This is a genomic window from Bacillus sp. FSL L8-0152, assembly GCF_038006365.1.
Classification (GTDB): Bacteria; Bacillota; Bacilli; order Bacillales; family Bacillaceae_G; genus Bacillus_A; species Bacillus_A cereus.
This window is the reverse complement of record NZ_JBBOVB010000001.1, coordinates 2016220-2030501: the sequence shown is the minus strand read 5'-3', so window position 1 is coordinate 2030501 and position 14282 is coordinate 2016220. Positions and strand designations below refer to the sequence as shown.

The window sequence follows — 14282 nt, the reverse complement described above, 5'->3', positions numbered from 1 at the left end:
CGAATATACAAAATTTTTCGTATAAGCGTTTTATTAGAGAAACAAAAAAGAGAATGGTAAAATATAAGAAAATTCAATCAAGGAGGCTATTTGATGAATTCCAAGCTTTTTTCACCTTATACAATTAAGAACGTTACACTAAAAAATCGTATCGTTATGTCGCCTATGTGTATGTATTCATCAGGGAGTGAGGATGGCAGCGTTACGAATTTTCATCTCATTCATTATGGAACTCGCGCTGCTGGCCAAGTAGGTTTAGTTATGGTTGAAGCAACTGCGGTGTTAGCTGAAGGACGAATTTCTAACAAAGACTTGGGCATTTGGGATGACAACCTAATTGAAGGCTTACATAAAACAACTACTTTTATACATGATAACGGTGCAAAAGCTGCCATTCAACTCGCTCACGCCGGAAGAAAAGCTGAATTAGATACGAATGCTTTCGCTCCTTCTGCAATTCCTTTTAATGATACGATGAAAATACCAGTAGAAATGAATATACAACAAATCAAAGAGACTATATTAGCTTTTCAGAAGGCCGCGTTACGTTCAAAACAAGCCGGATTTGATGTTATCGAACTACATGGCGCTCACGGTTACCTTATCAATGAATTCCTATCACCACTTACTAATAAACGAACGGATGAATACGGCGGCTCACCTGAAAACCGTTATCGTTTCTTACGCGAAATCATCGACTCTGTAAATGAAGTTTGGGACGGACCAATATTTGTTCGTATTTCAGCAAATGATTATCATCCTGACGGGCTAACAGTTCAAGATTATGTTCAGTATACAAAGTGGATGAAAGAACAGGGAATAGATTTAATCGATTGTAGTTCTGGTGCAGTTGTACCAGCACATATTGATGTGTATCCTGGTTACCAAGTACAATACGCCAAACATATTAAAGAGCATACTAAGATTGCAACTGGTGCAGTTGGATTGATTACGACTGGGTCACAAGCAGAGCAAATTTTAAATAATAACGAAGCAGATTTAATTTTCATCGGACGTGAATTACTTCGCAATCCGTACTTCCCAAGAATAGCGGCCAATGAACTTGGCTTTGAATTGCAAGAACCTCACCAATATAAGCGAGCACCAGGAAAAATTCATACGAATAAATAAAGCCACGAAGAATATGTAGGACTGAACCTAAAATAATTAAAGATATACTACAGGACAACACATGTTGTTTAACAATGTAGTTTTAAGGTGTATCAACACTTTGCTTGATACACCTATTTTTTATGTTTTTATCACCCATTTATCACTACATTCATTAAGTCAACAAATATGTTATGTCCTTTCTTTTAAAACTGCCCTCTTTACTTTAAGTACAATACTTCACGATTTTTCCACCTAAATAAATTCACTCTCTTAAAAGTGTTATCCATGTGAAAAAATACCACCTTATTAAAGAAAGGCCTTTGATAGTGAGAGTAATAAAATAGATAAATAGAAACAACTTAGTTTATTCCTATTCAAATAACGCAACCGTTGTAGCTTGAAATTATTTATACTTGCTTTAATTGTAATATAAGTTTAGACACAGCACTGTCTAGAAAATATGTAGATTTGCAACGTTAAGAAAGTTTCAGTGAACTAAGGGGATCTAATAAGGTCAATCTCTATATACTAAAATATCATTCTCCTGGTAGGAGTCACTATATCAAAAAAGAAAATAGTAGCTTCGAACACAATTTAGACACAAAACATCCGATTCACAATTAAATATACCATTATGTTAAATGACTAAATAATACAAACGGTATGAAGAGAATTTCTGGTCTTTTCATACCGTTTTACGTTTGTTCTTAAGTTTCATACGAAATTCGTGGAAAGAAAGCAGCATCTATTTTTATAAATAAGGCTCAAAAGTTACCACACCTGACAACGGAAATATTAATGCAACCCTAGTTCCCTTATTAACTTCAGAATCAATGGTAATTTTCATACCTAATTTTGAGCACAGTTTTTCGCATAGATACAAGCCCATTCCTGTACTTTTGCTAAATCTTCTTCCATTCTCTCCAGTAAATCCTTTTTCAAAAACTCTATTTATATCTTTAGTTACTATCCCTACGCCATTATCCTCTATAGTTAATATTACTGAGTTAGTTTTCTTAATTGAGTATATACGTATCATTTGTTCTTTGTTATTTGAGTACTTTATAGAATTTCCTATTATTTGATTAATAATAAATTCAACCCATTTTACATCACTATATACAATCTCATCAATACCCTGTATATCTAATTTTATTCTCTTATGAATAAAATCCCTATAGTTTCTTTTAATTACATTCCTTACTACATTATCAAGATTGATTGGCTTTATCATATAGTCTTTATTCACGTTAGAGCTTCGAGAATAATACAGAACCTGTTCAACAAACCCCTCAATCCGATCCATTTGAGAGTCAATTTTATTCGTTACTTCATTTTGATTATTTTCAATAATAAGCTTTGTAGAAGCTATTGGTGTCTTAATTTCATGCACCCATGTCTCTATATATTCTCTGTAATCCAATTGCATATCTCTATAATAATTTACATTTTCATGCATATCTCTACTTACTTCTTTCAGTATAGCGTTAAGCTTTTTCCCATGTATAAAGTTTGCTTCCTTTACTACCTCTGGAAGTAAGTATTTTTTCTCCAAGTTTTCTAATATACCGTTAATCTCATTATAATAAATTTTACATTTTATAAATTCTATAACCATATATGAAATCAATGGAAAAAACCAAATACAAAAGACAAAGAATATGATAATGAGCGGAACATGCGCAGTCAGCAATATACCTGCTAGTATGATATATACCAGTACATTAGATAGTATTACTACTATTTTATCTTTAATAAATTCACCTATATTCATGGCATTATATACCCTAAGCTTCTTCTTGTTGCAATTGGATTTTCTATACCTATCTCTTCAAGCTTTTTTCTTAATCTATTGATATTAACAGTTAAGGTGCTATCATCCACAAAATAATCAGATTTCCATAAAGTTTCTATGAGTGAATCTCTTTTTACAATATTTCCGCGATTATTTATTAAGCATGAGAGTATTTTAACTTCATTTTTAGTTAATTCTACAGACTTGTCTTGATAAGTAACTGTTGCATTTGAAAGATTTAAATTAAAATCTCTATAAATTAAGATATGATTCGTCTTGAAATCTCCAGTTGTTCTTCTTAAAATGTTTGTTACTCTTGCTAATAGTATTTCTGTATTATAAGGCTTTGTTATAAAATCATCTGCTCCTAAATTCATACTTATTAGTTCATCGACATCACTATCTCTACTTGTAACCATGATGATTGGAACAGCTGAAGTTTTACGTATTTCTCTGCATATATAATAGCCATCGAACACAGGAAGATTTATGTCTAGTAATATAAGGTCTGCATTCTCAATTTCTATATATTCGATAATATGATTAAAATCAGTAGGAGCCTTTACTTCATATCCATACTTTATAAAAAAATGTTGTAATTCTTCTCTGATGATTTCATCATCTTCAATCAGAATGATTTTTTTCATGATTTTTCCCTTCCTATATAGAATATAAGGCTATTACATCTTGAGAAACAAAGTGTAATAGCCTTAATGAGCATTATAAAATTAAGTATTACTTTTTACAATATTTTTATACCCGACATATGTCGTGTAGAAATATCCTACATACACTACAAGAAATACTAAGCCAGTCATCAATGCTGGTAAAATAATTTCTGTTTGTTGAAATGCGTTAATAAAATCATTGACTACATAAATTCCAACTACAGAATGAATTAGGGCAAGAATAACTGGAAGACTAAAGTATACGAAAGTTTGAATAAAAATCGTTTTGTCGATCATTGCTCCGTTTGAACCAATTCTCTTCAATGATTTATATCGATCTATGCTATCACTGGCTTCTGATAATTGTTGAAGAGCTAATACAGCCATACTCGTTATTAAAAATACAATACCTATATATATCCCAATAAACAGTATGATAGTTTTCAATCCCTTACTTTCTGCACAAACTTCATCCTTTGATTTGCCAGCTATACGATTAATATTTAATTTCGGGCCATTTTCGTCATAAAAGCCCCGTGCAACGTTATCATATTTTTTATTATATTCTTTTCTATTTCCATCTAAATAATTTACATTAAGTACGGATTCAGTAATTTTGTAGCCTGATAAAAACTCATCATTTATAACGATTGTGAAGTAATTAGTTCGCACATCAGAAGTGTAAAGATTCTCTTGTATAACTTTAGCGTTTTTTACCGAATATTCTTTTTCTTTAATATTAATCTTATTGCTATTTTTTAATCTATCATTTGTCGAATTAACAAACCGGCCTTCATTTGATAAAAGTAAAATTTCATTGTTATTTAAAGTGATTTCCTTTTCACCTTTAAGATTTAAAATTTTATTATAATCAGATACTTTAATAAAATCTATACTCATATTATAATCTTTAAGTTCTGGTACAAAGTCCACCACTTCCATCCCTGTTCGATATACATTATAAGATATATATTTTTCGTTATTACTTATTTTAAAATTAGCTTTCTTTAATACTTCTTCTATAGTGTAACTTTCATCCTTATTCTCCAACGTAATACTGGCATCAAATGGTGTTACTTCTTTCGTTGTTGCGTCCATCATTCTGTTAAAGCTGATTCCTGTAGATAAAGCCACCATTGTGATGCATAACATTAAACAGATTACAGACATGGATATAAAATTTGTATTAACCTTACTATTTATTTGTTTGATGATAAATATATTTAAACCCTTAAAATAGACTTTTTTATTCTTCTTTACAACATATAATATAAATCCAGATAAACTAAAGAAAAACAGAAATGTACCTAATATGCCAAGAAGGATTGATACCACGAGCATAGGATTTTGATAATTCAATCCAATCCTTAGTACAGTCACATATGCATATCCAAGTGATGCTACACACATAATAAATGTGATTACATAGATAAGAGGATTTCTAAATTTTACATCTTCATTTTTTCTACCTGCTGTTAACATATCAATTATTTTGTATTTAGAAACAACATATATATTAAATAACATAACAAGCAAAAACATGATTCCAAAGTATAATACGCTTTTACCTATAGCACTTGTTGAAATTATAAATTTATATTTATTGATGGGCAATTCAAATAACTTTAATGCAAATGTAGATAATCCCTGCGATACTCCAATACCTATTATAAGTCCACTCACTAAAGATATAACGCCAACTAGAAATGTCTCTGTTACTAATATTCTGGATATGTTTCTTCTTCCCATACCTAAAGTCATATATATTCCTAATTCTTTTTTACGTTTTTTAATTAAGAAATTATTTGCATACAATATTAAACCACCTAATATTACTGATACAAATACTGACACATTTGAGATAGCGTTCATTACTGTTGGCACATACTTTCTATCTGAAGCGTTAATTTCCATAAGTGCCTTTTGTGATTCTATTGAGTTAAAGCTATAAAATATACAAACAGCCAGTGTTAGTGTTAAGAAATATATCGCATAATCTTTAAAACTTTTCTTTACATTCCCAATAGCAATCTTAGAGTACATTATTATCGTCACCTCCAAGAAGGGTTATAACTTCGATAATTTTAGTGAAGAATTCTTTTCTGGAATCATTTCCTCTTACCAACTCGATAAATATTTTGCCATCATTAATAAAAAGAATTCTACGAGCATAGCTTGCTGTAAATGCATCATGAGTAACCATAAGTATTGTAGCTTTTAAATCCTTATTAAGACTTTCAAATCTTTCGAGTAATAATCTAGCTGATTTAGAATCTAACGAACCTGTTGGTTCATCTGCAAGTACTAAAGATGGATCTGTTACGATAGCTCTTGCCGAAGCAACCCTTTGTTTTTGTCCACCTGATATTTGATAAGGGTATTTGCTTAATACTTGTTCAATGTCTAAATATTTTGCAACTGCTTGTATTTTGCCATCAATTTTTGAACTTTCCTCACCTTTTATAGTTAAAGCTAGGGCAATATTTTCATAAGCAGTAAGAGTATCTAATAAATTAAAGTCCTGAAATACAAACCCTAATTCATTTTTTCTAAACTTGTCTAGTGACTTTGATTTTAACCGAGTAATGTCACTATTATTGATTATTATTTTTCCCGTCGTAACATTATCAATCGTTGATATACAGTTAAGTAATGTCGTTTTGCCACTTCCTGAGGGCCCCATTATCCCAACAAATTCTCCCTCATCTACCTTAAAACTAATATTATCTATAGCCTTTGTTACATTATCTTTATTACCATAATATTTTTCAATTTTTTCTACACTTAATATATTTCGCATTAATACTTCTCCTTTTTCATTATAAAAATTCTTTAACTCCCCTTCATTTTATATAATTTCATTAATAGTATCGGTGGAATTACATTTCATTAACATTACATTTTTGTTATATTGAGTGATACCTCTACATGTAAGTTATCAGAAATCGCGATGGTAAACGTAAGGTCTATTCGATTCCTTAACCAAATGGGCTGATAAATGTAGGGATTATCGTTTCTGGTGCAAAAATGATAAAACTTATGTAATTATAGGTTATAAAAAAACTCTAGATTTTCTATGTAACATAGAAAATCTAGAGTTTTCATTCCGAATATTGATTAAACATACTTTATCTACGTTTGGCAAACATATTAGAGCAAGAACTTTACTATTAATAAAATATCATTAATTTTCTCCCAAAAAAATATTTTAGATCAAAGGACTAATTATCCATTTCTAATCTAACCTAATCTTAAAGTTCAAATTTTATTTAGAAACCCATATCTTTTTTGTTTTTTAAGCATAATTTTAATCCTAAACCAATTACCACAACCACAATTTTGGATAAGAAAATGTCATTTTCCCTAGCAATAGAGGCATCTATTGAAATTGTTTCTTTCAGCTTTTGAATCGCATCAGCTGACATTCGGATCATCTCAGATTTATGTTCTTTTAACATTTCTGTACCATAAAATCAGGCGTATTTGGGACGTATGAGGGATAAAAATAGAATTAAGATCATAAATTGGCGTGATAAAAGAAGTGGATTCCCCACTCTTCTTTCATTTTAGTATAAGTGTTAAACAACATGTATTTACTGTTAATCCAAGACTAAAACCCTATTTCCTTCGTCTTTCAGTAAAAGTCATTCTTCTCGGTTTTATTTATTCTATCGTTGTAATTTCATTTGAATTATAAGTATGGATACCCGATTCTTCTCGCAGCGCGGTTATATACATACCTTTCGCCACATCTTTAGCTGAAATTGGTTTATACTTTTTGAAAGCCCCTTTAAAAATAAAAGGAATAATACGAGATAACTTTTCAGCCATTCGTTCGCCGAAACGAAATTCTTGTCGGTTTCCTACTAATAATGATGGTCTAAAAATGTGAATACCACCGACCACTAACTTTTGCAATTCTTCTTCCATTTTTCCTTTCACTTGTGAATAAAAGAAAAATGATTTAGGATTCGCTCCCATAGAAGACACAACAAGGAAATTTTGCACCCCTTGTTTTTCAGCTAAACACGCAGCTCGTAACGTATATTCATAATCTACTTTTTTAAAATTTGCTTTTGTTTTTGCTTTTTTTATTGTTGTTCCTAAGCAACTAAAAACATCATCCACAGCAAAGAACTCTTTATATTCCTCTAATACCGAAAAATCAACTTGTTTCTGCTGTAACTTCTCATGTTGCATTTGCATTGGCTCTCTTACAAAAATAGTAACCGAATCGTAGTAATCTGATTCAAGTAATAGACGCGTTATCTCTTGTCCAACTAAACCACTTGCACCAAGTATTAACGCTGTTCGCTTATTCATATATGCATATACCTCTTATTTTACTTTTCTCTCCTTCAGTAAAATACAACCTTTAGGAGTTTCCTGCTCTTATTTTACCACAAGTAAAACACTATGCGTACGCATAGTGCTCTACTCACTCTTTTTTCTCATCTCTCTCTTGTAATTTCGTTATTGTTGTAGCGTCCCCTAAATTACTTATTAATCTTTTTAAAAAAATTAATACAAAAGATAATGGCAATACTACCGCTAATATTAATAAAATAGCTTCCATTAAGTAACCCAAGCGCTCATCCCCCTCTTTACCTCCTTTTCAATATATGAAAACATCGTTGTCACATATGCATGCATTTGCAAAAATAATACACCTATATTTGACAACTTTATAACAAAAACAAATCGGAATGATTATTATTTATTGCAACTTTATTAAAGATGTATTATACTAAGTTCGCAAACTAAAACGTAATTATTCCGTTTTGTATTAAAATGATATTTTTCTTCTATAATTGGAGAAAATATATCCGTAAAAAAGAAAAGAGGAGAAATTCATGCCTAAAAGATTGACTATATTTTCATTCTTACTTATTTTTACCTTAATTTTCGCTGGCTGCTCAAATAAAAAAGAAAGTAATGCCAAGAAAGATGGAAAGCTAACAGTTTATACAACGATTTTCCCACTTGCTGATTTCGCAAAGAAAATCGGTGGCGACTATGTAAATGTTGAAGCGATTTACCCACCTGGTGCAGATTCACATACATTTGAACCAAGTCAAAAACAAACAGTACAAGTTGCAAAAGCCGATTTATTCGTTTATAACGGCGCTGAATTAGAACCATTTGCTGAAAAAATGGAAAAAACATTACAAAAAGAAAATGTTAAAATTGTAAATGCATCTAAAGGTATTGAGCTTCGTGCTTCTACTGAAGAAGAGCATCATGATCATGGAGATGGCCATAAAGAAGATGAACATCATCACGATAAAGACCCGCATGTTTGGTTAGATCCTACTCTAGCAATGAAACAGGCAGAAAAAATTAAAAATGCACTTGTAGAATTACAACCTGAACATAAACAAGAATTCGAAAAAAACTTTGCAGCACTTCAAACTAAATTTACTGATTTAGACGATGGATTTAAGGCAGCTGTAGCGAACGCAAAAACGAAAGAAATTTTAGTTTCTCATGCTGCCTATGGTTATTGGGAACAACGATACGGCCTAAAACAAATTCCTATCGCTGGAATTTCAGCTTCTGATGAACCATCTCAAAAGCAGCTTGCTGACATTACAAAAACAGTAAAAGAACATAATCTAAAATATATTTTATTCGAAACATTCTCTACTCCAAAAGTAGCATCTGTTATTCAAAAAGAAACTGGTACAAAAGTTTTACGCTTAAATCACTTAGCTACTATTTCTGAAGATGATGCAAAAAATAATAAAGATTACTTTACTTTAATGGAAGAAAACGTAAATACATTGAAAGAAGCAACAAACTAATCCATTATATTTTCTAGGCAGCTGAATCTAGTATTCAGCTGCCTTTTTATGTATTTATCCTTGACTTGACCAAAATAACAAGTAAAATTATCCATATTAGCTTTAAAGCTATATTAATTTAGAAGGTGAGTTGGAATTATGAATCTTCACATTTGTGAAGTAACAGCAAAAAATTGGCGTTCAGTAGTTGCTTTAGACGTCGCAAAAGATCAGCAACAATTTATTGAAAGTAACGCGTTTTCTTTAGCAGAATCATTATATGAAGGAAACGGAACGTCAGTAGGTTTATATGATGGAGAAACACTTGTAGGATACGCAATGTATGGATGGTATTCAGTAAAATATAAAAGTGTCTGGCTCGATCGCTTTATGATTGACCAACAATATCAAGGAAAAGGATACGCAAAACGTTTCCTTCGCTTACTCATTCAATTCTTACAAGAAAAATTTGAATGCAAAATAATTTACTTAAGTTTACATCCAGACAACAAACTTGCAATGGGACTGTATGAATCATTTGGTTTCCGCTTAAATGGGGATATTGATGATGAAGGTCCAGTTGTAGGTGTTGTAATGGAGTTACTAATAGACGAAAATACAAGCCTGTGAAAACAGGCTTTTTATTATACATGTATCAATTTTTAGTTTCTTTCCCTTATTTAATTCTGTTTTGCAATCTAATAGAATGTTCATAAAAAATAAGTCTGCAATTTACGCAGACTTATTTCACACACTCCTCGAAATGTTCTTGGAACCACTCTTTATTAATATCTCTTCCGATAAAAACTACTTCACTTACTCGCTCTTCACCCTCTTGCCACTCTCTATCATACGAAGCAGCAAATAACGTATGTACGCCTTGGAAAACGATACGTTTATCTACTCCGTCTATCGATAAAATTCCTTTGTAACGATATAAATATTCCCCTAGCTCTTGAACGACAGCTGACATCCACTCATTAAGCTTTTGTAAATCCAGCGGACGTTCTTCACGTAATACAAATGATTTCACACCTTCTAAGTGGTTATGTTCTTTATGAGGGTAAATTTGCAACGTATCTTTCGTTTTAAACGTTTGGATTTGTAATAAAGATGGTATATCTACCTCACAGTTAGTCGCCTCAATTAACTTTGCAGTCGGGTTAATCCCTTGAATTTCATGCAAGAGATTTTCTTTCTCATTCTCTTCAATTAAATCTAATTTATTTACTAAAACGACATCAGCAAACGCAATTTGCTCTTTTGCTTCTAATCCTTTTTCAAAATGTTTATGTATATGATAACTATCTACCACCGTTACAACACCGTTAATTTGGTATGCAGATTGAATGACTGGATCTAAAAAGAATGTTTGAATAATCGGCCCTGGATTTGCAAGTCCAGTCGTTTCAATTACTAAACCATCAAAATCCATTTTCCCTTCTGCTTTTACGTCCAGTAACTGTTTTAAAGCAACAAGTAAATCTTCACGTACAGTACAGCATAAACAGCCATTTGTCATTTCCATAATTTCTTCTTCTACATTCATAATCAACTGATTATCAATGCCAATTTGCCCTATTTCATTTACAATCACCGCTAATTTCTTACCGTGATTTTCTGATAAAATACGATTTAATAAAGTCGTTTTCCCTGATCCAAGAAAACCAGTTAATATTGTTACTGGAATCATTTCGTACCTCTCCTTATAGCTATATGTTTCTACATTATAGCATATAGAGAAAATCATTTTTGTAGCAAAACATATTTATTGTCTGTACACCTAATTAACTATATAATAACATGTAGTAAGAAAGCCTTTTCAAAACAATATTATTCATCAAGGGGGTACTTATAATGGAACGAGTTCAAATGAATGAAACGCTAGAATTCTCTCGTATTATTCAAGGATTTTGGCGTTTAGCAGAATGGAATATGACAAAACAAGAATTACTTTCTTTCATTGAAGATTGTATGGATATGGGAATTACTACTTTTGATCACGCTGACATTTACGGCGGATATACGTGTGAAGGATTGTTTGGAGAAGCTTTACAATTAAAGCCTTCCTTACGAGAAAACATGCAAATTATTACAAAGTGTGGAATCGCTCCCCCATCACCGAAATTTCCAGAGCGATATGTTGCTCACTACAATACTAGTGCAGAGCATATTATGCAAAGTGTAGAAGCATCACTTAAAAATTTACATACAAATTATATTGACGTATTACTTATTCATCGCCCCGATCCTTTTATGGATCCAAATGAAGTGGCAAAAGCATTTTCACAATTAAAACAAGAAGGAAAAGTTCGTCACTTCGGTGTATCTAACTTCTTACCTTCACAATTTAATATGTTAAGTTCGTACTTAGATTTCCCGCTTATTACGAACCAGATTGAAGTTTCTGCATTGCAGCTTGAGCATTTTGAAAAAGGGACAATTGATTTATGCCAAGAAAAACGAATCAATCCAATGATTTGGTCACCTCTTGCTGGTGGGGAAATCTTTACTGGTCAATCAGAACGCGCCGTACGTGTACGTGAAACTATGCAAAAAGTTGCTACTGAGCTAGGTGTTACTAGTATCGATACGGTTATGTATGCTTGGTTACTTGCTCATCCAGCTAATATGATGCCAATCGTTGGATCTGGTAAATTAGATCGTGTAAAAACGGCGGCTCTTGCTACAAACGTTAACTTAAATCGTCAACAATGGTTTACAATTTTCGAAAGCTCTAATGGACATCCTGTACCATAATGCATAAAAAGAAGAGCTGTTTTCTTACAGCTCTTCTTTTTCATATGTATTTCTAGTCATGGCAAATACACACATATCCCTTAATCCGTTTCCATCTACCGCAACACTCGCATTTTCTAACGTACCTTCTAACTTAAAGCCTAATTTCTCAGGTATCGCTCTACTCTTTTCATTTAAAGAATCACAACGAATTTCTACACGGTTTGCTTTCAATTCAGAAAAAGCGTAATCCGTTATACCTTTCGCAGCCTCTACCATATAGCCTTTTCCGCTAAACCTTGTATCAATCCAATATCCGATTTCAAATTGAGGTATATCCCAATTAATACGATGTAATCCGGCTGAAGCAATAAATTCACCTGTTTCTTTCGAAAACACTAGTAATCTTAAATCCTCACGTTGCAAAAATTGAATATGTGATTTTCTAATACTTTCTTCTATTTCTTGCTCTGTTTGCTCTTTTTGTGCAAACACCATCCAAGGTTTTAGTTCTTCTATTGAAGCCTGAATTGCATCATATACAACTTTACCATCTCCTGGTTTCGGCATTCGAATAAAAAGCCTGTCAGTATAAAATTCAGAAGGAAAATCGAATAATAACGGATTCACTGTAAACACTCCCTATATTTCTTTTATATATAATAATATCCATCTCAAATTATATAGTAAAGAATTTTCTGAATTGAAAACCTTTTACTCATTCACTTCCACCGCTACACGAATTCCAGATTCAATCGCACCTTGAATCCATCCGTGATATAGCGTTGTATGATCTCCAGCGAAGAATATTCTCCCCTCTGGTTTGACAATCGCTGGTTGCAGCTCAGATTCTTGACCTGCTTGAAAAAGTGCAAATCCTCCAAGCGCATACGGATCCAATGTCCAGCTTTTTGATATTCCAGATATGAACTCATCATACACTTGACCACCTAATATTGTTGCTAAGTTGTGTAATGCGTAATAAATACGATCACCTTTTGATAAACCATCCCATAACAATGCGTCATAAGACCATGTATAGCTACCTAACATCATAGCCGGTCCTTTCTCACCAATTCCATAACTTGGATAATAGGCATAACGAATTGGCAAATCTGTTATAATTCTGCCACCTAATTGTCCTTGTTCTTCCCAAAATCGGCTTTTAAATTGAATTCCTATTTTCGTCGCAGGCATATAATGTAATTCACGAATTGCTTTCCATTTTTCATGAGATATAGAATCAAACGGATCTACTTCTACAAAACGCATTGTCGAAAACGGAATGGTAACAATAACTAAATCTCCTGTAATACTGCTATATTCAAAAGTTTCCTCGTTCCGATAGAAAGCTGTCACACCATTATCGTGTTGATGTAGCTTCATTAATTTTTGATTATATATAATATTCTCTTCTAATTGCGGTAAAAATGACTTTGGCAATCTATCGTTCCCGCCCACAATTTCACAAAATCCGCTCTCCTCTTGCATAATGTATAGAAAGCGTAAAGTCTCTACAAACGATCGTTCCAAAAAACCTTCTAAATCTAATAGAACACCAATCATCTCAATTGTTACTGGCGAAAAGTAAGTATTATACTGATAAGGGTGATACTTCAAAAATTGTCCTGTGGAATATCTCCCAAAATCCTTCACTACAACATCCCAATTTTTCTCTGGATTTCTTTTAATAAAATTTATTATCGGCTGTACTGCTAATAACAATAGTTCTTCAGACGTTTTTCCCACTTCATTCATTTCCACAGGATACCTTAAAATACTTGGATCCTTTTCATATTGTTTCAACGTCGTTTTTCGTCCATTTACGTATATAATATCCGTCTCATTTCTATTAATAAATGGACTCACCTGTAGCCCAAATTTTCTTATATAAGCCATCGTTAATGTATGCGAATACGGAATTCTCATTGCTCCGACATCTAAATATAATCCGGTATCTTCCATTCTAACCGTTTCTATACGGCCACCTACCCGGTTGTTTGCTTCAAAAATTTTCACATCATGTCCTGCAGCCTTTAATAAAGATGCTGAAACTAATCCAGCCATACCAGCTCCCACTACAATAATTTGTTTTGGATTTATCGTCTTCTTCAATCCTTTATCTATAACTTTTAACGCTTCATCCATTTCAGTGTTATACATTATATCTTTCTGCACAATTCC

The 14282-nt window shown here is 32.3% G+C and carries 14 protein-coding genes; 4 read left to right on the top strand and 10 right to left on the bottom strand.

What is annotated here, in order from left to right; all coding sequences use genetic code 11:
* The first annotated feature begins 93 nt into the window (after positions 1-93).
* A complete protein-coding gene (namA, locus tag MHH27_RS10330) occupies positions 94-1131 on the top strand; it encodes an NADPH dehydrogenase NamA (protein ID WP_053564694.1) in 1038 nt (345 codons plus the stop codon).
* 733 nt (positions 1132-1864) lie between these two features.
* On the opposite strand, the gene MHH27_RS10325 is transcribed toward namA, so the two are convergent.
* The 7 genes from MHH27_RS10325 to MHH27_RS10295 form a co-directional block, all read right to left on the bottom strand.
* Complete coding sequence (locus tag MHH27_RS10325) at positions 1865-2887, bottom strand: sensor histidine kinase (RefSeq protein ID WP_098235586.1); 1023 nt, start codon at positions 2885-2887, stop codon at positions 1865-1867.
* Positions 2884-3555 (bottom strand): response regulator transcription factor, encoded by a 672-nt coding sequence (locus MHH27_RS10320; protein WP_097821634.1) that lies wholly within the window; start codon positions 3553-3555, stop codon positions 2884-2886. The genes MHH27_RS10325 and MHH27_RS10320 overlap by 4 nt, the downstream gene beginning before the upstream one ends.
* An 81-nt stretch (positions 3556-3636) precedes the next feature.
* Positions 3637-5619, bottom strand: a complete 1983-nt coding sequence (locus tag MHH27_RS10315) for an FtsX-like permease family protein (RefSeq protein WP_097821633.1) — start codon at positions 5617-5619, stop codon at positions 3637-3639.
* Positions 5609-6376, bottom strand: a complete 768-nt coding sequence (locus tag MHH27_RS10310; protein ID WP_069604209.1) for an ABC transporter ATP-binding protein — start codon at positions 6374-6376, stop codon at positions 5609-5611. Before MHH27_RS10310 ends, MHH27_RS10315 begins: the two co-directional genes overlap by 11 nt.
* Positions 6377-6845: 469 nt before the next feature.
* A complete protein-coding gene (locus tag MHH27_RS10305) occupies positions 6846-7001 on the bottom strand; it encodes a hypothetical protein (RefSeq protein WP_170965743.1) in 156 nt (51 codons plus the stop codon).
* Positions 7002-7239: 238 nt separating this feature from the next.
* The gene (locus tag MHH27_RS10300; protein WP_097821632.1) at positions 7240-7899 is read right to left on the bottom strand and encodes an oxidoreductase; all 660 of its coding nucleotides are present in this window, start codon (positions 7897-7899) and stop codon (positions 7240-7242) included.
* Between the two features lie 115 nt (positions 7900-8014).
* Positions 8015-8164, bottom strand: coding sequence for a hypothetical protein (locus tag MHH27_RS10295; RefSeq protein ID WP_176520583.1), 150 nt, complete (start codon positions 8162-8164; stop codon positions 8015-8017).
* Positions 8165-8429: 265 nt separating this feature from the next.
* Between MHH27_RS10295 and MHH27_RS10290 the strand changes: the two genes are divergently transcribed.
* Together MHH27_RS10290 and MHH27_RS10285 are read left to right on the top strand one after the other, a co-directional pair.
* Positions 8430-9380: a metal ABC transporter substrate-binding protein gene (locus MHH27_RS10290; RefSeq protein WP_001126151.1), complete on the top strand. Its 951-nt coding sequence runs from the start codon at positions 8430-8432 to the stop codon at positions 9378-9380.
* A 138-nt stretch (positions 9381-9518) separates the two neighbouring features.
* Entirely contained in the window at positions 9519-9989 is a 471-nt protein-coding gene (locus tag MHH27_RS10285; protein WP_097821631.1) for a GNAT family N-acetyltransferase, read from the top strand.
* Positions 9990-10101: 112 nt separating this feature from the next.
* Here MHH27_RS10285 and MHH27_RS10280 read toward each other — a convergent pair whose 3' ends face one another.
* On the bottom strand, positions 10102-11052 hold the full coding sequence (locus MHH27_RS10280) for a CobW family GTP-binding protein (RefSeq protein WP_000613422.1): 951 nt from the start codon (positions 11050-11052) through the stop codon (positions 10102-10104).
* A gap of 164 nt (positions 11053-11216) precedes the next feature.
* On the opposite strand from MHH27_RS10280, the gene MHH27_RS10275 reads away from it, so the two are divergent.
* Positions 11217-12119 (top strand): aldo/keto reductase, encoded by a 903-nt coding sequence (locus MHH27_RS10275; RefSeq protein WP_098235585.1) that lies wholly within the window; start codon positions 11217-11219, stop codon positions 12117-12119.
* 24 nt (positions 12120-12143) lie between these two features.
* Here the strand turns inward: MHH27_RS10275 and MHH27_RS10270 are convergent, their stop codons facing one another.
* Together MHH27_RS10270 and MHH27_RS10265 are read right to left on the bottom strand one after the other, a co-directional pair.
* Positions 12144-12728 (bottom strand): GNAT family N-acetyltransferase, encoded by a 585-nt coding sequence (locus MHH27_RS10270; RefSeq protein WP_340942422.1) that lies wholly within the window; start codon positions 12726-12728, stop codon positions 12144-12146.
* Positions 12729-12812: 84 nt separating this feature from the next.
* On the bottom strand, positions 12813-14276 hold the full coding sequence (locus tag MHH27_RS10265) for a flavin monoamine oxidase family protein (protein ID WP_141541691.1): 1464 nt from the start codon (positions 14274-14276) through the stop codon (positions 12813-12815).
* Positions 14277-14282 lie beyond the last annotated feature (6 nt).